Origin of the sequence: Halomonas sp. H10-9-1, from assembly GCF_040147005.1 — a bacterium.
GTDB lineage: Bacteria > Pseudomonadota > Gammaproteobacteria > Pseudomonadales > Halomonadaceae > Halomonas.
In genome coordinates this window covers 516,602-543,184 of record NZ_JAMSHO010000001.1, presented here as the reverse complement: position 1 = coordinate 543,184, position 26,583 = coordinate 516,602, and the positions used below count along the sequence as shown (strand labels likewise).

26 protein-coding genes, 1 pseudogene and 1 other annotated feature are annotated in these 26,583 nt (G+C 64.8%); of the genes and pseudogenes, 14 read left to right on the top strand and 13 right to left on the bottom strand.

What is annotated here, in order from left to right; all coding sequences use genetic code 11:
- The first annotated feature begins 55 nt into the window (after positions 1-55).
- Complete coding sequence (locus tag NFH66_RS02490; protein ID WP_349608103.1) at positions 56-259, top strand: cold-shock protein; 204 nt, start codon at positions 56-58, stop codon at positions 257-259.
- A gap of 177 nt (positions 260-436) precedes the next feature.
- Here the strand turns inward: NFH66_RS02490 and NFH66_RS02485 are convergent, their stop codons facing one another.
- From NFH66_RS02485 to NFH66_RS02470, 4 genes are all read right to left on the bottom strand, one after another.
- On the bottom strand, positions 437-940 hold the full coding sequence (locus NFH66_RS02485; protein ID WP_349608101.1) for a YchJ family protein: 504 nt from the start codon (positions 938-940) through the stop codon (positions 437-439).
- Positions 937-1,845: a putative RNA methyltransferase gene (locus NFH66_RS02480; protein ID WP_349608099.1), complete on the bottom strand. Its 909-nt coding sequence runs from the start codon at positions 1,843-1,845 to the stop codon at positions 937-939. The genes NFH66_RS02485 and NFH66_RS02480 overlap by 4 nt, the downstream gene beginning before the upstream one ends.
- Entirely contained in the window at positions 1,842-3,125 is a 1,284-nt protein-coding gene (locus tag NFH66_RS02475) for a dicarboxylate/amino acid:cation symporter (RefSeq protein WP_349608097.1), read from the bottom strand. The genes NFH66_RS02480 and NFH66_RS02475 overlap by 4 nt, the downstream gene beginning before the upstream one ends.
- 218 nt (positions 3,126-3,343) lie before the next feature.
- Complete coding sequence (locus NFH66_RS02470) at positions 3,344-3,895, bottom strand: cytochrome P460 family protein (protein WP_349608095.1); 552 nt, start codon at positions 3,893-3,895, stop codon at positions 3,344-3,346.
- A gap of 100 nt (positions 3,896-3,995) precedes the next feature.
- Between NFH66_RS02470 and NFH66_RS02465 the strand changes: the two genes are divergently transcribed.
- Positions 3,996-4,829 carry an AraC family transcriptional regulator gene (locus tag NFH66_RS02465; protein WP_349608093.1) on the top strand — a complete coding sequence of 278 codons (834 nt, stop codon included), beginning with the start codon at positions 3,996-3,998 and terminating at the stop codon, positions 4,827-4,829.
- 215 nt (positions 4,830-5,044) lie between these two features.
- Positions 5,045-5,869, top strand: a complete 825-nt coding sequence (gene istB, locus NFH66_RS02460) for an IS21-like element helper ATPase IstB (protein ID WP_349608091.1) — start codon at positions 5,045-5,047, stop codon at positions 5,867-5,869.
- Between the two features lie 53 nt (positions 5,870-5,922).
- Here istB (NFH66_RS02460) and NFH66_RS02455 read toward each other — a convergent pair whose 3' ends face one another.
- Entirely contained in the window at positions 5,923-6,735 is an 813-nt protein-coding gene (locus NFH66_RS02455) for a sulfite exporter TauE/SafE family protein (RefSeq protein ID WP_349611632.1), read from the bottom strand.
- A 107-nt stretch (positions 6,736-6,842) separates the two neighbouring features.
- Between NFH66_RS02455 and NFH66_RS02450 the strand changes: the two genes are divergently transcribed.
- The 3 genes and pseudogenes from NFH66_RS02450 to NFH66_RS02440 all read left to right on the top strand — a co-directional run bounded on the left by NFH66_RS02450 (position 6,843) and on the right by NFH66_RS02440 (position 9,739).
- The gene (locus NFH66_RS02450; RefSeq protein ID WP_349608089.1) at positions 6,843-7,676 is read left to right on the top strand and encodes an AraC family transcriptional regulator; all 834 of its coding nucleotides are present in this window, start codon (positions 6,843-6,845) and stop codon (positions 7,674-7,676) included.
- A gap of 117 nt (positions 7,677-7,793) precedes the next feature.
- Positions 7,794-8,599 (top strand): annotated as a pseudogene (locus NFH66_RS02445) (IS3 family transposase); the annotation flags it as partial.
- Positions 8,072-8,188 (top strand) — a sequence feature (AL1L pseudoknot). (Overlaps the previous pseudogene by 117 nt.)
- 102 nt (positions 8,600-8,701) lie before the next feature.
- Positions 8,702-9,739 carry an IS110 family RNA-guided transposase gene (locus NFH66_RS02440; RefSeq protein WP_349608087.1) on the top strand — a complete coding sequence of 346 codons (1,038 nt, stop codon included), beginning with the start codon at positions 8,702-8,704 and terminating at the stop codon, positions 9,737-9,739.
- 335 nt (positions 9,740-10,074) lie between these two features.
- Here the strand turns inward: NFH66_RS02440 and NFH66_RS02435 are convergent, their stop codons facing one another.
- Positions 10,075-11,394 (bottom strand): IS1380 family transposase, encoded by a 1,320-nt coding sequence (locus NFH66_RS02435; RefSeq protein WP_349608085.1) that lies wholly within the window; start codon positions 11,392-11,394, stop codon positions 10,075-10,077.
- Between the two features lie 223 nt (positions 11,395-11,617).
- Between NFH66_RS02435 and NFH66_RS02430 the strand changes: the two genes are divergently transcribed.
- Genes NFH66_RS02430 through NFH66_RS02420 form a run of 3 tightly spaced genes read left to right on the top strand, consistent with a single transcriptional unit; the run spans position 11,618 to position 13,671 of the window.
- Positions 11,618-11,857, top strand: coding sequence for an SDR family oxidoreductase (locus NFH66_RS02430; protein ID WP_349608083.1), 240 nt, complete (start codon positions 11,618-11,620; stop codon positions 11,855-11,857).
- A 24-nt stretch (positions 11,858-11,881) separates the two neighbouring features.
- Positions 11,882-12,283, top strand: a complete 402-nt coding sequence (locus NFH66_RS02425; RefSeq protein WP_349608081.1) for a (R)-mandelonitrile lyase — start codon at positions 11,882-11,884, stop codon at positions 12,281-12,283.
- 5 nt (positions 12,284-12,288) lie between these two features.
- Complete coding sequence (locus tag NFH66_RS02420) at positions 12,289-13,671, top strand: MFS transporter (RefSeq protein WP_349608079.1); 1,383 nt, start codon at positions 12,289-12,291, stop codon at positions 13,669-13,671.
- Positions 13,672-14,036: 365 nt separating this feature from the next.
- Here NFH66_RS02420 and NFH66_RS02415 read toward each other — a convergent pair whose 3' ends face one another.
- Complete coding sequence (locus NFH66_RS02415) at positions 14,037-15,155, bottom strand: ISAs1 family transposase (protein ID WP_349608077.1); 1,119 nt, start codon at positions 15,153-15,155, stop codon at positions 14,037-14,039.
- A 113-nt stretch (positions 15,156-15,268) separates the two neighbouring features.
- Here NFH66_RS02415 and istA (NFH66_RS02410) point away from each other — a divergent pair, with 113 nt between their 5' ends.
- From istA (NFH66_RS02410) to NFH66_RS02400, 3 genes are all read left to right on the top strand, one after another.
- Positions 15,269-16,786, top strand: a complete 1,518-nt coding sequence (gene istA / locus NFH66_RS02410; protein WP_349608075.1) for an IS21 family transposase — start codon at positions 15,269-15,271, stop codon at positions 16,784-16,786.
- Between the two features lie 16 nt (positions 16,787-16,802).
- Complete coding sequence (istB, locus tag NFH66_RS02405; RefSeq protein WP_349608073.1) at positions 16,803-17,558, top strand: IS21-like element helper ATPase IstB; 756 nt, start codon at positions 16,803-16,805, stop codon at positions 17,556-17,558.
- A gap of 101 nt (positions 17,559-17,659) precedes the next feature.
- On the top strand, positions 17,660-17,845 hold the full coding sequence (locus NFH66_RS02400; protein ID WP_349608071.1) for a hypothetical protein: 186 nt from the start codon (positions 17,660-17,662) through the stop codon (positions 17,843-17,845).
- Between the two features lie 12 nt (positions 17,846-17,857).
- On the opposite strand, the gene istB (NFH66_RS02395) is transcribed toward NFH66_RS02400, so the two are convergent.
- Together istB (NFH66_RS02395) and istA (NFH66_RS02390) are read right to left on the bottom strand one after the other, a co-directional pair.
- A complete protein-coding gene (gene istB / locus NFH66_RS02395; RefSeq protein ID WP_349607618.1) occupies positions 17,858-18,655 on the bottom strand; it encodes an IS21-like element helper ATPase IstB in 798 nt (265 codons plus the stop codon).
- Positions 18,655-19,962, bottom strand: a complete 1,308-nt coding sequence (gene istA, locus NFH66_RS02390; RefSeq protein WP_502878624.1) for an IS21 family transposase — start codon at positions 19,960-19,962, stop codon at positions 18,655-18,657. The genes istB (NFH66_RS02395) and istA (NFH66_RS02390) overlap by 1 nt, the downstream gene beginning before the upstream one ends.
- A gap of 104 nt (positions 19,963-20,066) precedes the next feature.
- On the opposite strand from istA (NFH66_RS02390), the gene NFH66_RS02385 reads away from it, so the two are divergent.
- On the top strand, positions 20,067-20,570 hold the full coding sequence (locus NFH66_RS02385) for a dihydrofolate reductase family protein (RefSeq protein WP_349608069.1): 504 nt from the start codon (positions 20,067-20,069) through the stop codon (positions 20,568-20,570).
- 289 nt (positions 20,571-20,859) lie between these two features.
- Here the strand turns inward: NFH66_RS02385 and NFH66_RS02380 are convergent, their stop codons facing one another.
- The 4 genes from NFH66_RS02380 to guaB form a co-directional block, all read right to left on the bottom strand.
- A complete protein-coding gene (locus NFH66_RS02380; protein ID WP_349608067.1) occupies positions 20,860-21,009 on the bottom strand; it encodes a hypothetical protein in 150 nt (49 codons plus the stop codon).
- A 2-nt stretch (positions 21,010-21,011) separates the two neighbouring features.
- The gene (locus NFH66_RS02375; RefSeq protein WP_349608065.1) at positions 21,012-21,749 is read right to left on the bottom strand and encodes a zeta toxin family protein; all 738 of its coding nucleotides are present in this window, start codon (positions 21,747-21,749) and stop codon (positions 21,012-21,014) included.
- A gap of 104 nt (positions 21,750-21,853) precedes the next feature.
- The gene (gene guaA / locus NFH66_RS02370) at positions 21,854-23,431 is read right to left on the bottom strand and encodes a glutamine-hydrolyzing GMP synthase (RefSeq protein WP_349608063.1); all 1,578 of its coding nucleotides are present in this window, start codon (positions 23,429-23,431) and stop codon (positions 21,854-21,856) included.
- Between the two features lie 82 nt (positions 23,432-23,513).
- On the bottom strand, positions 23,514-24,983 hold the full coding sequence (guaB, locus tag NFH66_RS02365) for an IMP dehydrogenase (RefSeq protein ID WP_349608061.1): 1,470 nt from the start codon (positions 24,981-24,983) through the stop codon (positions 23,514-23,516).
- A gap of 137 nt (positions 24,984-25,120) precedes the next feature.
- Between guaB and xseA the strand changes: the two genes are divergently transcribed.
- Positions 25,121-26,488, top strand: coding sequence for an exodeoxyribonuclease VII large subunit (xseA, locus tag NFH66_RS02360; protein ID WP_349608059.1), 1,368 nt, complete (start codon positions 25,121-25,123; stop codon positions 26,486-26,488).
- Positions 26,489-26,583: the final 95 nt, after the last annotated feature.

The window sequence follows — 26,583 nt, the reverse complement described above, 5'->3', positions numbered from 1 at the left end:
GACATCTGGGTGACACCAGGAACTTTGCAAGGCGCTAAGCGCGAAAGGATTTAACATGGCAACTGGTACCGTGAAGTGGTTCAACGACTCCAAAGGCTTCGGCTTCATCTCTCCGTCCGACGGCGGTGATGATGTCTTCGCCCACTTCTCCGAGATTCAGGCTGATGGCTTCAAGTCCCTGCAGGAAGGTCAAAGCGTCTCCTTTGACGTGACTCAGGGCAAGAAGGGCCTCCAGGCCTCTAACATCAAGCCGCTTTGATCCGCGATCAGAAACGCTGACGAGCCTCAGGGTTCGTAAAAACAGGGCTCGCTTCGGCGGGCCCTGCTTCGTTGCTGCCCGCCCCGCGGCCACTCCTGCCTACCAGCCAATGGGCCACCCCCAGCGCCGGCACCTCACTGAGCCTCGACTGCGCAACGCTAGCGAAGAACCACCCGCTCATGACTGCCCACAGCAGGCCTTGAACTTGCGCCCGCTGCCGCAGGGACAGGGCGCGTTGCGGCCGGGCTTGAGCCGGTGCAGGCCGGGGTTGCCATCGACGTAGAACCAACGCCCCGCCTCAAGCACGAACCGCGAGCACTCCTCGAGCACCGCCCAGCGACGCCCCTCGCGGAAGGTGGCACGAAAATGCACCCTGCCCCGCTCCCCCTTCTCTCCGCTCTCGAGAACCTCGAGGCGCTTCCAGACGGTCACAGGGTCCGAGTCGATAGTCTGTGGCCGGGTGCTCGGGTGCCAGGTCGCCATCAGGTAGTCGGTCAAGCGCAGCACGAAGGCGCTATAGCGTGAGCGCATCAGCGCCTCTGGGGTCGGTGCCGGCTCGCCGGCATGGTAGCGCCCGCAGCAGTCGGCGAGCGCTCGGCCGCTGCCGCTGCCGCAGGGGCAGGCCCCAGGCCGAGAGGCCAGGGCGGCCTCGAGGGAGGTCCGATCCGCGGCGGGCGTCACGCCGCCGGCTCCTCGGCACCTTGGCGCACGTAGCGCGTCAGGCGCACCTCCACGGTGACGCTGAGGGCGTCGAGCACCGCCGCCCGTTCCCGGCCCTCGACGCTGGCGCGATAGAGGTGCGGCGTCATCGCCAGCAGGTCGGCGATGGAGGCGGCGCCGTCGAGCGCGAGGGGATAGCGCAGGGTCTCGGTATCGAGGCGCGCGAAGCCCGCCGGCGCGGCGGGCTCTGCGGCTCGCTCGGGCTTCAGCCGGGGGTAGATGATCTCGCGCAGTTCACGCAGGTGATCCGGCCCCGCCTCGGCCATCAGCAGCACCCCGCCGGGTCTCATCACCCGGGCGAACTCCGCGGCCACCGGGAAGCCGAACAGGCAGAGCAGCCGGTCGAGCGCACCCGTCTGCACCGGCAGATGGGCGTTACTGCCTACCACCCAGCTCGCCGACACCCCCGCCTGCTTGCCCTGGCGGGCGGCCGCGAGCACCGCCCACTTGGAGATATCCAGGCCCAGCAGCGAGAGCGACGGCGCCTCGCTCGCCGCGTCGCGACTCTCGTCATCACACCGCTCATCACAGGTGCGGGCGAGCTCGCGCAGGTAGTAGCCCTCGCCGCAGCCGGCGTCGAGGCAGCTCAGCGGCTCGCTCCCCGCCCCGGCCAGCACCGCGCGGCCGACCGCCTCGGCCAGCGGCCGATAGTGGCCGGCCTCGAGGAAGCGCTGGCGCGCCGCGACCATCGCCTTGCTGTCGCCGGGATCCTTGGAGCGCTTCTGCTGCACCGGCAGCAGGTGCACGTAGCCCTGCCGGGCGATATCGAAGCTGTGCCCGGCGGCGCAGCGCCAGGCGCCATCGTGGCGCTCTAGCGCCTCACCGTCGAGCGGACAGGCCAGTGCCGCGAAGGGGATGCTGCTCATGAGGCGTCGCCCTGGCCGGCGGCGGCCGCCTGCGGGGCGACGCGGGCCTCGATGCGCTCGCCCTCGCTACGGCCGATCACCGCGGTGCCGACCAGGTCGCCGGTGACATTGAGCGCCGTGCAGCCCATGCCGACCAACGCATCGATGGCGGTGAGCAGCGCCACGGCCTCGATGGGCAGGCCGACCTGGGAGAACACCGTGGCGATCATCACGATGCCGGCGCCCGGTACCCCGGCGGTGCCCACCGAGATCAGCGTGCCCACCACCACGATCTGCAGCATGCTCGACCAGTCCAGCGGCGCGCCCATCACGTTGGCGGCGAACACCGCCGAGATGGCGATGCGGATCGCCGCCCCGTCCATGTTGAGCGTCGCGCCCAGCGGCAGGCTGAAGCCGTAGAGGCTTTTCGGCAGGCCCAGGCGGCTCGCGGCGTTGAGGGTCAGCGGCAGGGTGCCGGAGCTGCTCTGGGTGGCGAAGGCGGTGGCCATGGGCGTGCGCGCCTCGCGGAAGAAGGCCCGCACCGGCACACCGAAGCCGCGCAGCAGGCCGATATAGACCAGCAAGTGCACGCCCAACGCCAGGTAGAGCACCACCACCATGTCGCCCAGCGAGAGCAGGGTCGCCAGACCCTGGTCGGCGACGGTACCGACCACGATGGCGAAGACCCCGACCGGCACCACATGCAGGATGCCGTCCATCACCTTGAGCGTGGCGGCGTTGAGCGCCTCGATCAGGTCATAGAGCCTCTCGCCAAGCGCCGCCTGGGACTCGGACTGGCGCAGCTTCGCCACGGCGAGGCCGAACACCAGCGCGACGAAGATGATACCGAGCAGGTCCTGCTCGGCGAAGGCGGCGACGATGTTGTTGGGCACGACGCCGAGGATCACCGAGAGGATGCCGGGGTTGTCGGGCACCGAGACCGAGCCAGCCCCCTCGAGGGACATGCCCTCCCCCGGCGACAGCAGGGTCGCCACGGCCAGGCCCACGGCGATGGCCAGCGCCGAGGTGGCCAGGTAGTAGAAGAACACCTTGCGGCCGATTCGCCCGAGGCTGCCGGCCCGCCCCTGGTTGATGCCGGCCATCAGGGTGAACAGCACGATGGGCAGGATGATGAACTTCAACAGCCGCATCAGCAGCTCGCCCAGCGGGGCCAGCCATTCGGCCACCGTGGGCCCGCCGACCAGGCCGACCACCACGCCCAGCACCAGGGCGAGGCTCACGCGCAGGATCAGCGAGGCATCGCGATAGCCGTGCCACAGGGGGGACAGAAGAGTAGACATCTTGACCTCTTGGGAAACGATAGGCGCCGCGGACCTTAGGCCCACGGCGCTCGGTGTGCAACAACCGGAAGGTTAAGAGCTTATAACGTCCTGCGTCCTGTGTGCGAAGTCGCTGGCGACGTGGCACTCATGGAGCGCCATGAACGGCTCGCCGAGGGCGAATCGATCCTCGACGGCTTCTTCGTGCTCATGCCCTGGCACAGGGCCGCTCCCACCGCTCAGCGCAGCGTCGGGTAGCCCTCGACGAAGACCCAATCGGCCTGCTGCGCCGGCACGTGGCAGCCCTTGCAGGTACCCTCAAAGCTCTCGGACACGTTCTGCTCCGGCGCCTCGGCCTTGAACAGCGCCCAGCCCCAGCCTTCGCCCCAGTGGGGACTGTCGAAGCGCCCCTGGGTGTCCTTGACCATCACGAACCAGATCTGCGGTTCGCCGGCCCACAGCGCGGGTCCGGTGGTCTTTTCACCGGCCTCGATGCTGCGAATCTCCTTGACCAGGACCGTGCCATCGGCGAACTCGCCGCTCTCCTGGTAGGCCCGCGCGGCCTCGGGCTGGGTATAGACATCATGGAAGCCGGCCCCGGGGGCCTCGGTGTCGTTGACCACCCAGGACCCCAGGTGAACCCAGTGGTCCCGGACCCCTGCCGGGAGCGAGATACCGCCCTCGCCGTCCACGTGTTCGCTATAGGTCGTCGTCGCCAGGTCGGCAGCGAGGACGGGAAGGCTAGTCAGGGCCAGAAGTGCCGCCAGGCCAAGGGCATTGGTTGTTGTCATGGTCCGTTCCTCCTGTTCGGGTGCCGGCGATTGACAGTCTAGGCGGCACGCTGGACGATTGGATTCCAGGAGTCTTCAATATGTGTCCAGGAGTCTCAAGATGGACCGACTCGCCGCCCTGCTCGACCACTTCCATCTTGCCGCCAGCGTGCTCAACGCCGGCCCGCTGTGCTACAGCGCGCGCCACCCCCCGCAGGAAGGCACCGGTTTTCTGCATATCCTGACCCGCGGCACCATGGACCTGACGCTGGCGGACGGCCCGCCACGCCGCTTCGGCGCCCCGGTGCTGATCCTGCTGGCCGCCGGCGATGCGCACCACCTCGGGCCGGGGCCGGAAGGCGCGGAGACGCTGTGCGGTTCTTTCCGCTTCGGCGCCGGCAACATCTGCCCAATCTATCGCGCCCTGCCCTCGATGCTGGTGACGCCCCTGGATCGGCTGAGCGGCATGGCCGGCCTACTGGCGCTGATGCAGGCAGAGATGCGGGAGGAGCGCTGCGGCCGACAGGCTGCCCTGGATCGACTGTGTGAGCTGCTGGTGATCCAGTTGCTGCGCTATCTGATGGATGCCGGCGAGGTGGAGTCGGGGCTGCTGGCGGGGATGGCCCATCCCAAGCTGGTCAAGGCGCTGATCGCCCTGCACGACCGGCCGCAGGCCGACTGGACACTGAACGGGCTGGCCAGCGAAGCGGGCATGTCCCGGGCGCGCTTCGCCAGCCAGTTTCGCGACACCCTCGGCCAGCCCCCCGCCGAATACCTGGCCCAGTACCGGCTGGGGCTTGCCAAGAGCCTACTGCGGACCGGCGTGCCGTTGGACGCCATCGCCGGCCGGGTAGGCTACAGCAGCCCCTCGGCGCTGGCCAAGATGTTCCGCCGGCATGCCGGCTGCTCGCCGCGGGAATGGCGCCGGGCCGACGCCCAAGCAGGCGTCGAATGAACGACCCCAAGTGCCCCCTCCAGAGCTGCGCAGGCTATTGTCTAGCTTCTCATAGTGACGGAAGACAGTGGCGGCTTAATTTTTATCAATCCGGCGGTCTCAATGACCAAGCGCAACACGTGACCCATCAGGTACGGTGTTGCCATGACCCCGGCTTATTCATGAGGCCGGCCTGAAAACGAAGATGGCGAGTGGTTTTCTCTTGTAGAATCAGGATGTTCCTGCCAGAACACGACTCAAGAGGACCACTCGCCATGGGTGAAACCCTAACGACCTGGTCGCCCTCGTGCAACGGCTCTGTCCGTGTTGAGCTGAGCGGCCATCGCACCACCAGCGACAGCGGCGCTCTGCTGCTGCGTGAAGCCCTCGACAGCAGCGGCGTGATCGAGGCGCTGGAGGACAACCTGGTCGATCCGCGCCACCCGCTGCGTATCCGCCACTCGCTGGCCAGTCAGCTGCGCACCCTGGAAGGGTTCGACTTCAGCGCCCAGCCTGCCGTCGATCCCGGTCAGATCCGTGAACTGGCCTGCGGACGCTGGATCGCCAACGGCGATGCCCTGCTGCTGCTCGGCCCGCCGGGCGTGGGCAAGAGCCACCTCGCCGTGGCACTGGGCCGGGAGGCGGTCAAGGCTGGCTACTCCGTGCTGTTCACCACCGCCACGGCACTGATCACCCAACTGGTCCAGGCCTATGCCAATGGCGCCCTGGAGGAGCGGCTGAGGCACTTCGCCAAGCCCAAGCTATTGATCATCGACGAGCTGGGCTACCTGCCGCTGGAGCCGGGTGCGGCCAACCTGTTCTTCCAGTTGGTCACCCGGCGTTACGAACGTGGCAGCCTGCTGGTCACCAGCAACCGGGCGGTCAGCGAGTGGGGTGAGGTGTTCGGTGACGCCGTGGTGGCCACGGCCATTCTCGTCCGACTGCTGCATCACAGTCACGTCATCACCATCCGCGGTGACAGTTACCGACTGCGTGCCAAGCGCAAGGCCGGGCTGATCAAGCCCGATACCAACCACCATCACGAGCAGGTCGTCAGGTAAGGGGGTCAGATTTCACTGTCGCCAGGGGGTCAGTTTCTGATGTCGCTTGACATTCAATCGTGCATGATGACCATCACCACCAGCACTACCGTCAGCAGTAATAGGTAAACCCAAGTATGAATACGATCGGGAATTCGCCCGATCCATAGCGACGCCAGGCGGATACCAAGCCATGACCCCACCGCCAGCGCTAGCAAGGCCCGCAGGTCCACATACCCCGTATACCAGGCGCCCAGAGTGGTATCGCTAGCTGGCAGCAACACATAAGTCGCGGTGCCACTCACCGCCATGGGCAACGACAACGGACTGGCCATCGCCGTGGCCGCCGTCATGCTGGCACCTCTGCGGCGCATCAGCGGCACGGTCATCACACTCCCGCCAACACCCAAAAACGCGGCCACAGTGCCGATGAAGGTACCGGTCATCGCTGTCACCAAGCGACCCAGGGGACGCACATCACCACCCACCTGATGCAGGAAACCGGGCCTCAGGATGGCATCCGCAATCGTGAGCCCCAGATAGCCGATGAACACCCAGCGTACCCAGCCCCCACTCAACGACACTGCCGCGGTCGCGCCGAGCACGGCACCGATGGCGATATAGCCGACCAGCGGGCGCACCAGGTGCCATTGCACGGTCCGTCGCCGATGGTGACGCCATGTCGACAAAGAAGCCGCGAAGATCATCAGTGCGGTCGAGGTAGCCACCGCGATATGCATGGCCGCCAGACCAGCCGCGCTATCCGGCCCATGGACGGCAATCAGCAAGGTATACATCAAGGGAACGACGACGAAACCGCCACCGAAACCGAACAATACGGTGGTAACCCCAGCCAACCCGCCGCAGAGAAGCAATACGCCATACACCGGAACTCTCCTGGTGAACTCAACGACAGGAACGATATTCCGATAAGGGGTGGCCGACATTCGCCAGTTGGCCAATAATCGTTGTATTTCGGCCACTCTGAGGACAAATGCTCAATATCCCTCTGGCGGAGGTGGACCATGTGGCCCGGCCCATCGTGGCCATCGGCACCGACTACAGCCCCGGCACCCTGCTCGACTTTCATACCCATCGCCGCGCCCAGTTTCTCTATGGCATGACGGGCTTGATGGAAGTCGATACCGATGACGGCACCTGGATGGTCCCGCCCTATAGCGGTGTCTGGTTGCCTGCAGGCAAGCGCCACCGGGTGCGGATGAACGGCGTCAGCACCCGCAGCCTGTATATCGAGCCGCTCGCGGTTCCACGTTACTCACCCACCTGCGAGGTGCTGGTCGTGACGCCGCTCCTGCATCACCTGTTGCTGGCCTCCGCCAACATGCCCGCGCTCTATGACGAGAGCGGCCGCGATGGTGCCCTCGCCCAACTCCTGCTGTACGAACTGCAACTGGCGCCGGCACTGCCGCTGTTTGCTCCTCTGCCCCGGGATCCTCAACTGGCCAGCTTGTGCAAGGAGTTTCTCGGCCAGGCGCATATCCGCAGCCTGCCCGAGGACTGGGCGCGGCAACTGCATCGCAGCCAGCGCGCCTTCAATCGCCTGTTCCGTCAACAGACCGGCATGTCATTCGCGGTATGGCGCCAGCAGGCCTGCCTGATGGCCGCCCTCCCCAAACTGCTATCCGGTAGCTCCGTTACCCGAACCGCGCTGGAACTCGGCTACGACAGTCCGGGAGCCTTCTCCAGCATGTTTCGCAAGGTGCTCGGTCAATCCCCTACCGCCTTTGTTCGCGCGGCTACCCGCCAAGGGAAGGAGCTACCCAAACATGATTCGCAGACATTGGCTGGCTTGCCATCCACTTGCTAAAAACACTCGCCGTCATTCGATCCACTCGCTACGCGCATACGGCTTTGAAAAAGCCAGATAACCAACCTGAACCGTACCGGGATTCCCGGAGGCTCCAAACCTTGAGAGGATGGAGCCATGAGCACTTCCAAACGATATGCCCCTGAGGTCCGCCAGCGGGCCGTCCGCATGGACTTTGACCACGAGGCCGATTACCCCTCCCAGTGGGCCGCCATCGGCGCCATTGCCCCCAAGATCGGCTGTACACCGGAGACGCTACGTAGCTGGGTCCGGCAGGCCGAGCGTGATGCGGGGCGCCGTGAAGGCACTACGACGTCCGAGCGTGAGCGGATCAAGGCGCTGGAGCGTGAGAACCGCGAGTTGAAGCAGGCCAACGAGATCCTGCGCAAGGCCTCCGCGTATTTTGCCCAGGCGGAGCTCGACCGCCGCGGCAAGTGATGATCGAGTTCATCGATGATCACCGGGAGTCATACGGGGTCGAGCCGATCTGCCGTGTCCTGCCGATCGCCCCGTCGACCTACTACGAGCACAAGGCCCGTGACGCCCAGCCTGATCGCGTGCCACCCCGCATCCAGCGTGATCGTTGGCTGAGCGGCGAGATCCAGTGGGTCTGGGACGAGAACTTCGGTGTCTATGGCATCCGCAAGGTCTGGCGCCAATTACACCGAGAAGCGATCCCCACCGCTCGCTGCACCGTCGAGCGCCTGATGCGCCGTATGGGGCTGCAAGGCGTGGTGAGAGGCAAGTCGGTTCGTACTACGGTGCCAGATCCCAACAAGGCCTCTCCGGCGGACCTGGTGCGGCGGCAGTTTCAGCCGGCTCAGCCGAATGCACTGTGGGTGTCGGATTTTACCTATGTCGCCACCTGGCAGGACTTTGTCTATGTCGCCTTCGTCATCGATGTCTTTGCCCGCCGGATCATCGTAAGCAATGGGATGGAGTCCTCCCCACCTACTCCGGCGTCGTTGCGCCACACTGGTGGGTGAGTGCATCACTGGCCAGCTTGAGGATGAGGAGAACTCCACATGAACATTAGTCGGGTCGGCGTCGATATCGCAAAGTCAGTTTTTCACGTCCACGGCGTGGATCGCCATGACCAGGTGCAGTGGCGTGGCAAGTACTCACGGGACAAGTGGCTGGACGCCATTGCCAATCGCGTCCCTGTCGGTGCCGAGATCGGTATGGAGGCGTGTGCCTCCGCCCACCACTGGGCGCGTGAGCTGCAGGCGCGCGGTTATCACGTCAAGCTGATCGCCGCTCAGTTCGTCAAGCCCTACGTCAAGAGCAACAAGAATGATCGGGTCGATGCCGAGGCCATCTGTGAGGCCATGGGTCGTCCCAACATGCGTTTCGTCGCAGTCAAGACCGTTGGCCAGCAGGATGTCCAGGCAGCTCATCGGATCCGTGAAGAGCTGGTTCATCAACGGACGGCCAAGGCCAATCAAATCCGCGGCCTGGTCGGCGAATACGGAATAGTGGCGCCTGTCGGTATCGGCAAGCTTCGGGCGGCGCTGCCCCGTTGGCTGGAAGATGCCGAGAATGGCCTGACCGATGCCTTCCGTGTGCTGCTGGCTGGACTTGCCGAGGATCTCCGTCACCTGGATGACCGCATTGAGACGGTCACGGCAAGTATCGAACATCAGGTGCAGACTGACCCGGTGGCGAAGCGCTTGATGACATTGCGGGGTGTCGGCCCGCTGACGGCAAGCGCGCTATCCGGCGCCCTTGGGGATGGCCAGGCATTTCGCCGCGGCCGGGACTTTGCCGCCTCGCTGGGCCTGACACCGCGTCAGCACAGCACCGGCGGACGAGATCGTCTGCTGGGCATCAGCAAACGGGGCGACAGCTATCTTCGCAAGTTGTTGGTGCACGGTGCCCGAGCCGTTCTCCGTCATGCCGAGGGCAAGGACGATGGGTTGAGCGACTGGGTTCGGCGGCTGTCCGAACGGAAGCATGTCAATGTCGCCATCGTCGCACTCGCCAACAAGACGGCACGTATCGCCTGGGCGATAACGCACCGGGATGTAGCCTACGATCCCGCCTTGGCTTCGCAGGCTGCGTAAAAACAGTAACACTCTGTATTTCATGATTTTGTTCGAAGAGGTGATCCACCACCACGATTGCTGAGCATGCTGCTAGATGGCGAACAGGTCGAACCGACGTCAGAAAACCCCTCTGGAGCGCTGAGCCATAAAGCTCGTGTAAGCGAATGGGAGCTGACGTGCGGATAGCCCGGATGTTGCACCGGGCCGACCAGACGCTCCCAGATCTCAGGCTCGGTGAAGACGATGGCGCTACGGGCTTGAGATTGGCTATTTATTGATCAATTTTCTGCGCTCAGGACGCACTGCCCCCAACCCCCATGTGTTTTCTGTGCCGGGGACAGCACGCCGCGGCGCTATCCGGGCACCAGCTTGTTGGCCAGCTTCAGGAAGAGGTCCTGCTCCGGGTACTGGCTGCTCAACATCAGCCGAATCGTGCGCGTGTTGCGGGTGATGACAGCGCCGATCTTCAGCAGCTTCAGGCGGAGGGTGTTGACCTGGGCCTGGGCGAAGGCGGTGCGCCTGAGGTAAATCCGGCGTAGCCGCTCCAGCAGCAGGTAGGCCAACCCCGACAGCAGCAGTCGGTACTGGTTGGGCCACCATTCGTGGCAGCTGGTGCGGTCGGAGAACAGGAACTGCTGCTCCTTGATGCGGTTCTCCATCTCGCCCCGGGCACAGTAGCGGTGGTCATAGAGCCACTCGGCGCTGCAGCCGCGCAGGCTGGTGACCACATAGCGGGTGTTGAAGCCACGCCGGCTGGTCTCGGACTTGACGATGACCTTTCGTCGACGCTCCTTCCAGCTCTTGGCAGCGTACTCGATGAAGCCGAAGACACGCTCCTTCTCCCAACTCTTCTCGAAGCGGATAGCCGACGTGTAGTCGATGTCCAGAGCCAGCTTGGCCAAGCGCTTGTTGCCGGCGAGGCCGATGATGTAATCGACGCCGTGGCGGTCGCACCAGTTGAGAATCAGCGGACGGCAGAAGCCGCTGTCGCCTCGGAAGACAATCTTCACCTCATGCCACGCCTGGCGCAGCCGCCGGACCAACAGGGCGAGGATGGCACCGGCGTGGTGAGCGGCATCCAGCGAGGCCGGACGAAGGTAGCTGACCAGCAGCTGGTCGCCACAGAACACGAACAGCGGCAGGAAGATGTAGTGGTTGTAGTAGCCGTTGAAGTGCCGCCCGAGCTGCTGGCCATGCACCCGATCGTCGGTGGCATCGAAGTCGAGGTAGAGCGGCTTCTTGGGTGGCCGCCGGAACGAGCGGATGAACTGCTCGATCATCTCCTCGTGGATGGTAACCGCCCAGTCTCGATCGGCCTGCTGCTCGAAGCGACACAAGGTGGACTGGCTGGCCAGCACGCCATCGGTATCGACTGCGGTCTGCAAGGCGATGTCGTGACGCAGGGCCTGGTGGTCATTGAGATCCTCATAGCCCAGCGCCAGGCCGAAAACGCGCTGCCGGACCAGGGTTTCGGTGCGATGCAGGCAGCGCTGCGGGTCGCGCTCGTCGCTGAGCCGGCGAGCGACGGCGCGGGTCAGGCCCATCTCGCGATCGAGCTGCCGCAGCAGCAGGATACCGCCGTCGGAGGTGACATCACCGCCATCGAAACGGGCGATGACCTGACGGCCTTTGCAGCGTGGAAAGGAAGTGGACGGCGTGGTACATTTTGTCATGGCGGCTGTAGCGGTTGATTCTGGATTAGGCCCTTGAATCATAACCGATTTTCAGCCGCCTTTTTCATGTCTGATGCAATATCCAGGATAGCCCATCAGGGTCCGATGCCATTGGCGTCATTTACGAGACCGGATATACGTGTGCAGTCGTACCTATCGACCATCGCGCCTCATGCTGGCAAACGGGGAGGACTCCATATACGACTTCATGGAAGTGCTGCGTATGGAATCTGCGCTGGAAGGCACCAATATTCGCACTGCCACCCTGTACCCGGCGGCCATCAACACCGAGCTGCTCACTACCATAACCGACCAGGGCTCCCGGGAGCAGATGGAAGGGCTGTACGAGACCTACGGCATTGCCCCGGAGCGCATTGCCGATGTGGTGGCCTTCGCCATGGACCTGCCCGACGATACCACTGTGAATGAATTCACCGTCGGTCCGGCCAATCAACCCTGGTAAGCGCAGGCAATAAGGAGAGCCGCCATGATTCACCACAAGAACGGTTCCCGCCCTTCCGCCGAAGGGCCAGCCGACTGGTTTACCGGTCGTGTCCGCATCGATCCGATTCACCTGCAGGCGGAAGAACCTTCGCGGGTAACCGCGGGACTGGTGACCTTCGAGCCCGGCGCTCGCACCCACTGGCACACCCACCCCCTCGGGCAGTTATTGATCGTGACGGCTGGCAAGGGCTGGACCCAGTGTGAACACGGTGAACGGGTAGAAGTGAATGCCGGTGACACCATCTGGTGCCCGCCGGGCCACAAGCACTGGCATGGCGCCACCAGCGACACCGCCATGAGCCACATCGCCGTGACCGAAATGCTGGACGGCAAGAACGTGGAGTGGCTGGAAGCGGTCACCGACGCGCAATACCAGGGAGACTGATACCGGTGAGTGTCGCCGCATCGCCCGCCCCTGCTGTGTCGAAGAGCACGGCTCAGGCCACCCTGATTGCGGCCTTGCTGGGGTTCTTCGTGATCACCCTGGACGCGGTGGTGGTCAACGTGGCCCTGCCGACCCTGGGGCATGAGCTGGGCGCCAATATCACCGGCCTGCAATGGGTGGTGGATGGCTACACCCTGGCGTTTGCCGCCTTGCTGCTGTCCGCCGGGGCGCTGACTGACCGCCTGGGGGCCAAGCGTTCCTTCGGGCTGGGTGTGGGTGTCTTTGTGCTGGCGTCACTGGCCTGTGGGCTGGCACCGAACCTGGGCAGCCTGATTGCCGCGCGTTTTGCCCAAGGCGTGGGAGCGGCGGTGATGATGCCGTCGTCCATGGCGCTCATCCGCCAAGCCTATGCCGACCCGGTCAAACAGGTACATGCAATTGCCTTGTGGGCCATGGGCGGGGCGGTAGCGTCAACTTCCGGCCCGGTGATCGGTGGCCTACTGGTCCCCCTGGACTGGCGCTGGATTTTTCTGGTCAACCTGCCGGTGGGCCTGGTAACCCTGTGGTTTCTGAGGCACTCGGCCCCTTCATTAACACGCGTTGCACCCTTTGATGGCTGGGGCCAACTCACCGCGATGATAGCCATGGGCTGCCTGATATACGGTGCCATTGATATCGGCAGCCATGACAGCCACCCGGTTCTGGCGCTGCTATCGCTCACGGTTGCGGTATTGATGTTTGCGCTCTTTATCCTGCTGCAACGGCGCGGAGCCAGCCCGATGATACCGCCTGCGGTATTGCAGGCCCGCAATGCCCGCATCTCCATGGTGGTGGGGTTCACCTTCATGGTGGGTTACTTCGGGCTGCCGTTCGTCATGAGCCTGTATTTTCAGCAGGAGCGAGGATTGACAGCAGCAGCCACCGGCGTTGCCTTTCTGCCCATGATGCTGATCGGGCTGATGCTCACCCCGTTCACCTCACGGTTGGTACAACGCTTCAGTGCCCGCAAGCTGATCACCACCGGCTTGCTGTGCATGGCCGGAGGCCTGCTGGCCATTGCCGGGTTACCCATGTCGGCCCCGATCTGGGTGGCATCGGCGTTGATGTTTCTGGTCGGTCTGGCCGGGCCGTTAATTGCACCACCGATCACGGCAGTACTGCTCAGCAGCGTACCCAACGCCTTAACCGGCACTGCCAGCGGCGTGTTCAATACCAGCCGCCAGGTAGGCGGCGCACTGGCGGTAGCCGTGTTCGGTGCCTTGCTGGCGCAGTCCTCCAGTTTCATTAGTGGGCTGCGGTTCAGCCTGGTGCTGGCGGCGGTGGTGGCATTGATTACCGCTGTTATCAGCCTGCGCTTGCAGCCACCCCCGCGCCCGCAAGCCGAATGAAGAATTCATTCTCACTTACCAGGGAGAACTATCCATGAATCGCCCTTACATCATCATTCATACCCATACCTCCATCGACGGCGGCATCAACAGTGCGTATTCCGGGCCATCGTGACCGCCCGTTCCGATCTATCGTGACCGACCATTCCGGGCCAACGTGACCGGCCATTCCATTTCATCGTGACCGATTTCGGCCTCTTTCCCGGAATCCGCGGTCACGATGTCGGAATCCTCGGTCACGTTCCCGGAATCTCACCTAACTCGCTGGAATGATTCGGACTTTTACGGCATACCCCTCCTTTTGTCTTTGCCCTGGAGGTGGACATGCCAGCACCGAGGATTCCAGGGAAAACGCATGAAAAATCCTACACCGCAAGAATGTCCGCCAGGTAGGTCTCATCCAGCGCCGCTTTCTTCTGTTTTCGCCGGATGCCGCCTTTGAAACGGGTCTCCCCTTTCAGGTAATTCAGCGCGATATGCCGGATCCTGGCGAGGTTTTCCGCCGCCTGTCCTCGGTGAATTTTGCAGGCGTCCTCGCGGAGAGCGACGTCCAATGACCAGTGAAGCTTATTTTCCACGAACCAATGCTGGCGAGCCGCTTCGGCGAGCTTCTTGGCGCTCAGCTCCGCAGAGCTGATGTAGTAACGGATCATCGGGGCTTCTGGCACCTCATCGCCTTCCTGGCGGAAACTCATCACCACGCCCACCGTTTTCAGGCCTGGCCATTCATAGCTAAGCTCCTGAAATTCTTCAGTAACCTTGCTGACAATATGGTATCTGGTCTCTTGCCGCCCTCGGTTCTTCTCGTCCGTGACATAGGCATCCCCTTCGAAGTTGACCACCTTGGCCATGGGAAACGCCGCCTCGAAGGCATCCGCTAGGGCTGGCTGATTTTCCTTCACCGACAGCAGGTAATCGGCGCCCTTCTGCAGCACCTGAGTGGCGATCTTCTTTTGGCAGCCCATAGCATCGATCGTCACCAGACAGCCTTGCAGATTGAGAAGCTTGAGCAGCTCGGGAATCGCCGTGATCTCGTTGGATTTCTCGGCCGTCTTGACCTGGCCCAGCACCACACCATTTGCCGCACTGAAGGCACTGACCATGTGTATCGCCCCTTTGCCCTTCCCTCGGCAGTACGACCCACGCAACGTCTTGCCATCGATGGCTACCACCGCTCCTTCGGTTACGTCGTGACAGGCCTTCATCCACTCGGCAAACGCGCTTTGCAGCTGCTCGGCATTCACCAGGGCCATCACCCTGGCCAGGGTGTCATGGCTGGGCACGCCGGCCTCAAAATTGCCGTACTGGCGAAGAAAATCGAGCTTTGCGTGGCCAAAATCCTCGATTTCGTCCCAACCTTCGGCACCACAGATCACCGCACACACCGTCAGAAACAGGATATCCGACAGCTGATGCTGCACTTTCCAAGCCTGGCGGAAGTCGGGAACGATCGATAAATGGTGCATAAGGGACGGTGTCAGCATCGGGTCATCCATGAGCAAAAGCCGTTAGATGACCACATTAGCTCCTACTGGTAAAGCGCTACGAAGCCCGTCGTAGAGCGGTTTTTCATGCGTTTTCCCTGCCGAGGATTCCCATGCGAACCATCACCGAGGTGTTGCGCCTCAAGTACGACGCCGGCCTCAGCCACGAGAAGATTGCGCGGGCCTGCGGCCTCTCCAAGGGCGTGGTCAGCAAGTACGTCAGCCTGGCCCAGGTGGCCGGCATCCGCTGGCCGTTGCCCGACGGCACCGACGAGGCGGCGCTGGAGGCGCGGCTGTTCCCGGCCAAATCGCCGCCGATGCGCTTCTCGGCGCCGGACTACTTCCAGGTCCACCAGGCGCTCAAGCGCAAGGGCGTCACCCTGCAGCTGCTGTGGGCCGAGTACGTCGAGGTCCACGGCGACAAGGCCTACCGCTACAGTCGGTTCTGCGATCATTACCGCGCCTGGCGGGACCGCCAGCGGCGCAGCATGCGTCAGGTCCACCGCGCCGGCGAGAAGCTGTTCATCGACTACTGCGGCCCGACCGTGCCGATCATCAACCAGGCCACCGGCGAGGAGCGACGGGCCCAGGTGTTCGTTGCCGTGCTGGGCGCCTCCAGCTACACCTACGCCGAGGCCACCTGGAGCCAGGCGCTGCCCGACTGGATCGCCTCTCACCAGCGCGCCTTCCAGTTCCTGGGCGGTGTCCCCGAGCTACTGGTGCCCGACAACCTGAAGAGCGCCGTGACGCGGGCATGTCGCTACGAGAGCCAGCTCAACGCGACCTACGCCGAGATGGCCCAGCACTACCAGGTCGCGGTGCTGCCGGCGCGGCCTTACAAACCCAAGGACAAGGCCAAGGCGGAGGCCGCGGTGCTGTTGGTGGAGCGCTGGATCCTGGCCCGACTGCGCCACCACACCTTCTTCACGCTGGCCTCGCTGAACCAGGCCATCCGCGAGCTGCTGGAGGATCTCAACCGCCGACCCTTCCAGGGCCGCGAGGAGAGCCGGCGCGATTTGTTCGCGGCCATCGACCGGCCGGTGCTGCGCCCGCTGCCGGAGACGCCCTACGAGTACGCCGAGTGGCGCAAGGCCAGGCCCGGCATCGACTACCACCTCGACCTCGACAAACACTTCTACAGCGTCCCTCACAGCCTGGTCGGCCAGGTGCTGGAGGTGCGCCTGACCCACGCCATGGTGGAGGTGTTCCACAAAGGGCAGCGGGTGGCGGCGCACCCGCGCCACGCCCCGGGACGTTTCTCGACCCTGGCCGAGCACATGCCCAAGCGTCACCAGGCCCACCGCGACTGGTCGCCAAGCCGCTTCCTGGACTGGGCGAAGGACATCGGCGTCGCCACCCTGGAAATGACCCAGCGACAGCTGCAGGACCGCCCCCATCCCGAGCATGGCTACCGTGCCTGCCTGGGCCTGTTGCAGCTCAGCCGGCGCTACGGCAAGGCCCGGCTGGAGCAGGCCTGCGCGCATGCCCTGGCGATCCCCACCACCCGCTACAGCAGCATCGCCTCGATCCTCAAGCAGGGGCTAGATCAGCAGCCGATGCTGACGCTCCCCGAGGCGCTCGATGACTTGCCGCCCCACACCAACGTGCGCGGTGCCGAGTACTACCACTGATCCGAGGAGACGACCGATGATGACCCAGCCCCTGCTCGACACCCTGCGCCGCCTCAAGCTGACCGGCATGTATGACGCACTGGCCCACCAGCTCACCCAGCCGGACACCTACGACCTGCCGTTCGAGGATCGCCTGGGCATGCTGCTCGACCGAGAGGTCCTGCATCGCGATAACCGCCGCCTCGACCGGTTGCTGAAGACCGCCAAGCTGCGCGTGACGGCCTGCGTCGAGGACATCGACTACCGCCACCCTCGCGGCCTGGAGCGGGGCCGCATGGCGCCGCTGGCCACCGGCGAGTGGATCGGCCAGTCCCTCAACCTGTGCATCACCGGCCCCACCGGGTGCGGCAAGACCTGGCTGGCCTGCGCGCTGGGCAACCAGGCCTGCCGGCAGGGTTACTCGGTGCGTTACCTGCGGGTGCCGCGCCTGTTCGAGCAGCTGCGCATCGCCCAGGGCGACGGCTCCTACGCCCGGCTGATGGGCCAGCTGCAGAAGACCGACCTGCTGATCCTCGACGACTGGGGCATGCAGAAGATGACCGCCCCGCAGCGCCAGGACCTGATGGAGGTGATCGAGGACCGGCACGGCCGGGGTTCGACGCTGATCGCCAGCCAGCTGCCCATCGAGCACTGGCACGACTACATCGGCGCGGCGACGGTGGCCGACGCCATCCTGGACCGGCTGCTGCACAGCGCCCACCGCCTGACACTCAGAGGAGAATCGATGCGCAAGAGCGCCGCCCCGCAAGCGGCAGAAGTTGACCCATCGTGACCGGTCAGCTTACAAAACCAGAGCCAGCGAGAGAGGAGTGAGCAGATCGGTCACGATCCCCGGAATGACCGGTCACGTTCGTCGGAATACGCATCAACAGCATGGATCTGCCGGAATTCCGCGCTGCCAGTGAGTGTTACAAGGATATCGGCTGGACGCCCGAAAAGCAGGTTCTGAACCTGAACGCGTATCTGAACGGTAAAACAGCCACCGAAGACAACATTACCCACTACCAGAAACCGGATATTGTCAAGCGACATCAGAAAGTGACCCCCTGGCGACAGTGAAATCTGACCCCCTTACCCTCTGACGACCTGCTCGTCATGGTGGATGGAATCGGGCTTGATCAGCCCGGCCTTGCGCTTGGCGCGCAGTCGGTAACTGTCACCGCGGATGGTGATGACGTGACTGTGATGAAGCAGCCGGTCGAGGATCGCTGTGGCGACCACGGCGTCACCGAACACCTCACCCCACTCGCTGACCGCCCGGTTGCTGGTGACCAGCAGACTGCCGCGTTCATAGCGCCGGGTGACCAACTGGAAGAACAGGTTGGCCGCCCCGGGTTCCAGCGGCAGGTAGCCCAGCTCGTCGATGATCAATAGCTTGGGCTTGGCGAAGTGCCTCAGCCGCTCCTCCAGGGCGCCATTGGCATAGGCCTGGACCAGTTGGGTGATCAGTGCCGTGGCGGTGGTGAACAGCACGGAGTAGCCAGCCTTGACCGCCTCCCGGCCCAGTGCCACGGCGAGATGGCTTTTGCCCACGCCCGGCGGGCCGAGCAGCAGCAGGGCGTCGCCGTTGGCGATCCAGCGCCCGCAGGCCAGCTCACGGATCTGACCGGGGTCGACGGCAGGCTGGGCGCTGAAGTCGAACCCTTCCAGAGTGCGCAGGAACGGGAAGCGGGCGATGCTCAGCCCCATCTGGATGCGCCGCTGCTCCTTATGGGCCACCTCCTGCTCGCACAGGTAGGCCAGCGTCTCGCGCAGGGTCAGCTCCCGGCGTGCGGCTTCGTCGAGCAGCGTGTCGAGCCGCTCGCGGATGGCGGTCAGCTTGAGACGCGTCAGCATGGCGTCCAGGCGCTCAGTCTCCGGCGTCGTCATCACCAGCCACCTCCCACCACGGCTTCGTACTCGGTCAGGTCGCGCTGCAGCGCGGCCGGCGGCAAGGTGGTCACGATCTCGCTGGACGCCACGACCTCCTCGGTGTCCGCCTTGGGTGATCGGTAGCCGACGATGCCCTGCAGATGCTCCGGCAGGCAGCGCACCTGGCGGCGCCCGCCCAGCTCCGGGTGGCGGGCCACCTCGCGGCCGGCGTGGTGCACCCGCAGTTCGCCGTCGGTCACGCTGACCTGGACAGGCTCACCGACCAGGCGCCAGGGCACGCTGTAGCGGTTGGTGTCGACCTCCACGGTGGCGTCGCGCTGAACCCGCCGGTTCAGCTCCCGGGCCTGCTCGAAGGGCGCCCGATCGTTGAGCGGTTGCAGGCTGGCCTGTTCGGCGATGAAGCGCACCGCCGGCAGCTCGCCGGTGGTGCCATGCACCCGCTGGTCGGCGATCTCGCGCATCCACCAGCTCAGGTGGGCCTCCAGCGCCGCCCAGGTGGCGAAGGTCCGGCCGGCGATGGCGTTACGCTTCACGTAGCCGACGCCACGCTCGTCCTTGCCCTTGGTGCGGGCACGGTACGGCGCACAGGCCACCGGCCGGAACCCCCAGTAGCGGGCAAAGGCCGCCAGCCGCTCGTTGAACACGACTTCGCGGGTCGCCGCGTTGTGGTGGTCGACCAGCGCCCGGGCGTTATCCAGCAGCACCTGCTCTGGCACCCCGCCAAAGTGGCGGAAGGCGCCCTCCAGGCCGGCGAACCACGCCGACTGCCGCTCGTGCCGGAAGGCACGGACGTAGAGGCGGCGGGAGTAGCCCAGGGTGGCGACAAACAGGAAGACCTTGACCGACTCCCCATTGATGGTGATGTGGCGGCTGCCAAAGTCGATCTGCAGCTGCTTCCCGGGCGGCGTCTCGAACCTCACCGTGGCCTTGGCTTCGGCGGCCAGTGCCTGGCGGAACGGCGCGCAGGCGCGTTCCACCGTGCGCAGGCTGACCGTGATGCCGTGCTCTAGCTGCAGGTCCTGCAGGACCACGGCGGCGTTGCCGGCATGCTGCAGGAAGCGCGCCTTCAGCCATTCCTCCAGCCCTTCCAGCGACTTGCTGCGCTGCGGGCTCGCGTAGGGTGCCCAGCCGCCCTGGCGCAGGTAGCGTTTGACGGTGTTCCTGCTGATGCCGAGCTCGTCGGCGATGCGCTTGGTGCCCCAGCCACAGGCCTTCAGGCGCAGCATGGCGGCGACATCCTCTGGGCTCTGCATCGGTTCCCCTCGTACCTGAGTGTGGGGAACGTTATATCCGGATTTCTTCATGGGCGGACCCTCCTGATGAGCTCACGGAGGGGTCAATTTTCCGTGTCGCCTGGGGGTCAGTTTTACGTGTCGCCTGACAGGATATCGACCCCAATGCCGCCGAGGTGCCCGCCGGGGATTTTATCGTCGACACCGATGCTCCCATGTTCTATGTGTCCATCGATGCCCGTGGCGAGTTGGCCTGGCCGCTGAACAGCTTTACCTGGGGTGACGTCAAAGCCCATGTGCTGGAGGTGCTGACCGAGGCCGCCAGCAACGGCTACAAGGATTTCCTGCGCCGCCGGCACATTTCTTACATCATTGCCGGCAAGAAACAGATCGACTACGCCGTCATGCTGGACAAGCTCTACCAGTTGGGCATCAAGCGCCTGGCCATTGGCGGCGGCGGGGCCATCAACTGGTCCTTCGTACAGCAGGGGCTGGTGGATGAAGTCAGCATGGTGCTTGCCCCCATTGCCGATGGCGATGCCAACCAGCCGCGTTTTTTCAAGGCACAGGAACCCTACAGCCAGGTCAGCCCGGTGGCCTTCAAGCTACTCGGCGTGGAAGCGCTCAACGATGGCGTGGTCTGGCTGCGCTATTCGGTTAAAAAACAGGAAACATCGTGATCGAGTGAAGTGCCTCTTGACGAGACGAAGGAAAGGCCACCCGGCTTCTCGAGTGGCCTGTCGACGACTACCGGCAGGAAGACCGCGAAGGCCTGGCTGGTCCACAGAGCCATGACTCAGAGTCCGGCCATCACCTCCGAGGATATGGAAGCTTGAGGCTAGATACGGGCAACCGCTAGCCGCATCGGAAGGTGTGGGGTTGCCATGGGGCCACGCGCCGCGCAAAAAAGAATCCGCCTTGTGGCGGGTTCCGATGCTGTTCATCTCAAGGCTCGCGCAACGATCACCGTCAGCGCTGCTCCTTGGCCTGATCGAGGACACGCTTCTGGCGGGCAATGGCGTTGTTGATCACCTTGCTACGCACCGCCTGCTTCTGTTCCGCGGACGCGTGGCGCGCAAAATGGGTCAAGGGGGTCGACTTGGCGACGTGTTCTTTCATGCTCAATCCTCACCTACGAGCAGGCGTTCCAGCTGTTCACGAGTGTAGCGCTCGGGCAGGTAGTCATCAATCGAGTCGATGTCCGTCTCCCACTGCTGATTCGTGCCATCGTTGTCCTTGATGATCATGTCCAGCATCACCCGATCGCCGTACTCCTGCTTGATCCACCGCAATACGTCCTGAACGCCCAGGAACTGGCGAATGAAACCATCGAGCGGAATATTTCGACCTTCGACCTCTTCACGACTGCACACGAACTGCCAAGCGAGCTTAGGATTCTGATATACAAAGAATATCTGTACATCCCTGCCTTTCCGGAGCGAGCGTTCGATGTTCTTCCGTGCCACGTCGAGACTGGCAAGCGTCCCATCGAGGATGAACGACTGTCGCTGCTTCAGCATCAGGTCGTGAATCCGTTCCACCAGGATCGACACGGCCCTCTGGAACAGCCAAGAATTGTCACCGGTGTAGCCCGGCAGCTCTTCTCTCAGGTCGTCGGGGTCGATCCGTAGTATGTTGCCCAGGCCATCCATGCCTTCTTCTCGGAGCTCACCGAGGGCTACCACATACTCCTTGGATATCTCGGTCTTGCCCGCCCCAGGCGAGCCCGCCATGAAGATCGAGACGGGTTGCGCTTCGGGGACGTAGCGCTCCCTATCCGTCCGCTCCCGAGCTATTCGCTGCCTGTGCCGCTTGGCAAACGCCAGCGCCTCGGCCGTGATCTCTTCGTCGCTGACCATCGCTAACTCCGCATCAAGCGGCTCAGGACGAGCCAATGAAAAGGCCACCCGATGTCTCGAGTGGCCTCGCGAAAACTACCGGCTAATGTCCGGCAGCGCTTCGATCACTCCCACTCGATGGTAGCGGGCGGCTTGCTGCTCACGTCGTAGGTCACGCGGGAGACGCCGCTGATCTCGTTGATGATGCGGTTGGAGACCTTCTCCAGCAGCTCGTAGGGCAGGTGCGCCCAGCGGGCGGTCATGAAGTCGATGGTCTCCACGGCGCGCAGGGCGATGACCCACTCGTAGCGGCGGCCGTCGCCGACCACGCCGACGGTCTTCACCGGCAGGAAGACGGCGAAGGCCTGGCTGGTCTTGTGGTACCAGCCGGCGTTGTGCAGCTCCTCGATGAAGATGGCGTCGGCCTCGCGCAGGATGTCGGCGTACTCCTTCTTCACCTCGCCGAGGATGCGCACGCCCAGGCCGGGCCCCGGGAAGGGGTGACGGTAGACCATGTCGTAGGGCAGGCCGAGCTCGACGCCGAGCTTGCGCACCTCGTCCTTGAACAGCTCGCGCAGCGGCTCGACGAGCTTGAGCTTCATGGTCTCGGGCAGGCCGCCCACGTTGTGGTGCGACTTGATCACGTGCGCCTTGCCGGTCTTGGCGGCGGCAGACTCGATCACGTCGGGGTAGATGGTGCCCTGGGCCAGGAAGTCGACGCCCTCGATCTTGGCGGCCTCGGCATCGAACACGTCGATGAAGGTGTTGCCGATGATCTTGCGCTTGGCCTCGGGCTCGTCGACGCCCTCGAGCTTGCCGAGGAACAGCGCCTCGGCATCGACGCGGATCACCTTCACGCCCATGTGCTTGGCGAAGGTCTCCATCACCTGGTCGCCCTCGGCCTTGCGCAGCAGGCCGTTGTCGACGAACACGCAGGTCAACTGGTCACCGATGGCCTTGTGCAGCAGGGCGGCGACCACGGAGGAGTCGACGCCGCCGGAGAGGCCGAGCAGCACGTGGCGGTTACCCACCTGCTCGCGCACCCGACTGATCTGGTCCTCGATGATCTGCGCCGGGGTCCAGTTGCGCTCGCTGCCGCAGATGTCGAGCACGAAGTGCTCGAGGATGCGCTGGCCCTGCAGGGTGTGGGTCACCTCGGGGTGGAACTGCACGCCGAAGAAGCGCTTCTCCTCCCAGCTCATGGCGGCGATCGGGCAGCTCGGGGTGGAGGCCGTCACGGTGAACTCGGCGGGCACCTCGGCCACCTTGTCGCCGTGGCTCATCCAGACGTCGAGCAGGCTCTTGCCGGTCGCGTGGTCGATGTGGTCCGAGATGTCCTTGAACAGCGCGGTCTCGGCATCGAGGCGGATCTGGGCGTAGCCGAACTCACGCACGTTCGATCCGGCCACCTGGCCGCCGAGTTGCTCGGCCATGGTCTGCATGCCGTAGCAGATGCCGAGCACCGGCAGGCCCATCTCGAACACGCACTGCGGGGCGCGGGGCGAATCCAGCTCGGTGACCGACTCGGGGCCGCCGGCGAGGATGATGCCGTTGGGGGCGTACTCGCGAATCTCGGCCTCGCTGATGTCGAAGGCACGAACCTCGGAGTAGACGCCGATCTCGCGCACGCGGCGGGCAATCAGTTGGGTGTACTGGGAGCCGAAGTCGAGGATCAGGATCTTATGGGCGTGAATATCGGTCATGGGAACGTCTCGGTGTGGCGGCAGGCCGGATCCAAAAGCGAGCGGCGGGGTTGCCCCCGCCGCGGTCGTACTGAGGTCGGAATCACCCGGCCCGGTAGTTGGGGGCTTCTTTGGTAATTTGCACATCATGCACATGGGACTCGGCGAAGCCGGCGCTGGTGATCTGCACGAACTGCGGCTTGGTGCGCATCTCCTGGATATCGCGGCAGCCGGTATAGCCCATGGAGGCGCGCAGGCCGCCCATCAACTGGTGGACGATGGCACCCATCATGCCCTTGTAGGGCACCCGGCCCTCGATGCCTTCCGGCACCAGCTTCTCGGCACCGGCATTCTTGTCCTGGAAATAGCGGTCGGCGCTGCCCTGGGTCTGAGACATGGCACCCATGGAGCCCATGCCGCGGTAGGCCTTGTAGGTACGCCCCTGGTAGAGCTCGATCTCGCCGGGAGCCTCTTCGGTACCGGCCAGCAGGCCACCGACCATCACCGCGCTGGCCCCGGCAACCACGGCCTTGGCCAGGTCACCGGAGAAGCGCACGCCACCGTCGGCGATCAGCGGAATATCGAAGGGCTCGAGGGCCGCGGCCACGTTGCAGACGGCGGTGATCTGCGGCACGCCCACACCGGCGACGATGCGCGTGGTGCAGATGGAACCGGGGCCGATACCCACCTTGACGGCATCGGCACCGGCCTCGGCGAGGTCCTTGGCCGCCTCGGCGGTGGCGATGTTGCCACCGATCACCTGGATCTGCGGGAAGTTCTCCTTGGCCCAGCGCACCCGATCGATCACACCCTTGGAGTGGCCGTGGGCGGTGTCGATCACCACCACATCGACGCCGGCCTCGGCCAGGGCGGCGATGCGGTCCGGCGTCTCGGGGCCGGTGCCCACGGCGGCGCCGACCAGCAGGCGGCCGTCGGCGTCCTTGGCGGCGAGCGGGAAGGTACGGGCCTTCTCGATGTCCTGGAAGGTGACCAGGCCGCGCAGGCGGAAGGCGTCATCCACCACCAGCATCTTCTCGACGCGGTGCTCCTGCATCTTGCCCTTGATGACGTCGAGGGTGGTACCCACCGGCACGGTGACAAGCTTCTCGGCGGTGGTCATGATGTCGGCCACGCTGTCGCCATGGTTGGGCTGGAAGCGCATGTCACGCTCGGTGACGATGCCCACCAGGGTTTCGCCCTCCACCACCGGGAAGCCGGAGAAGCCGTGCTCTTCGGCCATGGCCAGCAGGTCCTCGAGCTTGGCCTTGGGGCTTACGGTGACGGGGTCCTTGACGATCACGCTCTCGTGCTTCTTGACCTTGCGCACCTCGGCGGCCTGGTGGGCAATGGTCATGCTCTTGTGGATGATGCCGATGCCCCCCTCCTGGGCCATGGCGATGGCCAGGCGGGCTTCCGTCACGGTATCCATGGCCGCGGAGACCAGCGGGATATTGAGGTAGAGGTCGCGAGTCAGGCGAGTCCGCAGGCTGACGTCCTTGGGCAGGACATCGGAGTAACCGGGCACGAGGAGGACGTCATCGAACGTCAGGGCTTCTTGGGCCATACGTAGCATAGTGGCAACACCCAGTGAGCTGGTGGGAAGAGGCAGCTGAAGTTAATCAACCATTATAACGGCCGAGGGTGGGTCTCGTCACGGTCCAGCGAAACGTCATGCTACCCTGAGTCTCCGATCCCCACCGAGCCGACGCCATGCCCCTCCCCGATACCCCGCCCCTCTCGGTCAGCGAACTCAACCGCAGCGCCCGCCTGCTGCTGGAGGGGCGCTTCGGCGAGGTCTGGGTCGAGGGCGAACTCTCGGGGGTGTCGCGACCGAGCTCCGGCCATGTCTACTTCACCCTCAAGGATGATCAGGCCCAGCTGCGCGGCGCCCTGTTCCGCAGCCGTGCGCGCTTCGTGGGTGCCCCCATGCGCGACGGCGATCGGGTCAAGGTGCGCGGGCGGCTGTCGATCTTCGAACCCAGGGGCGACTACCAGCTGATCGCGGAAGCGGTGCAGGCCGCCGGCGTGGGCGAGCTGCTGGCGGCCTTCGAACGCCTCAAGGCCCGGCTCGCCGACGAGGGCGTGTTCGCCAACGCCCGCCCCCTGCCCTGCCCGCCGCGCCACCTACTGGTGATCACCTCGCCCAGCGGCGCGGCGATCCGCGACGTGCTGGCGGTGCTCGCCGCACGCTGGCCCATGGTCAATGTGACGCTGATCCCGGTAGCGGTGCAGGGCCGCGAGGCGGTGCCGACGATGATCTCGGCACTGGGTCTGCTCAATCGCCAGTCGAGCCTGGACCCGAGCCGCGATGCGATCCTGATCACCCGTGGCGGGGGCAGCCTGGAGGACCTGTGGGCCTTCAACGACGAGCACCTGGCCCGGGCGATCTTCCATTCGCGGCTGCCGGTGATGTCGGCGGTGGGCCATGAGGTAGACATGACCCTCGCCGACTTTGCCGCCGACGTGCGCTCACCCACCCCCTCCGCGGCCGCGGAACGCCTGGTGCCGGACGGCCGAGAGCTGGCCCAGCGCCTCGAGGCGCTGGAGGCTCGCCTGCGACGAGCCGTTCAGGCACGCCTCGACGCCGAGGGCCAGCACCTGGATCACCTGCGTGCACGGCTGCGCCACCCCGGCGATGGGCTGGAGCGCCAGCGCCAGGCGCTGGCGCAGCTCAGCGGGCGGCTGGCACGCTCCATCCAGGCACGCCTGGCCGAGGCGCAGCGGCGCCAGGCGCAATTGGCGCGCCGCCTGGCGGCCCATCCCCCCGGCCGCCAGCTGGCGCTGGCCGACCGCCGGCTCGCGGCAGCAAGCCAGCGCCTGACCACCGCCGCGCCACGGGAACTGGCGCGCCATCGCGAACGGCTGGCCGGGGTGGTACGGGAGCTGCAGGCAGTCAGCCCACTGGCGGTGCTCGGCCGCGGCTACGCGATCCTTCAGGACGCGCAAGGCTACGTGGTGCGCCGTGCCGACGACACCGCTCCCGGAGACCGCCTGGCCGCCCGCCTGGGCGATGGGCGCCTGGTCCTCCAGGTGCTGCGCCGCGACACCACACCACGGGCCGGGGTGCAATCGAACTGATAGGTTTAAGCTTAGTCACAAGAAGTCTTGACGCGGCCGACCAGATGCCGTTTGGTCGATGCTCATCACCACGTTCCCGTCGCCGGCGGGAACCC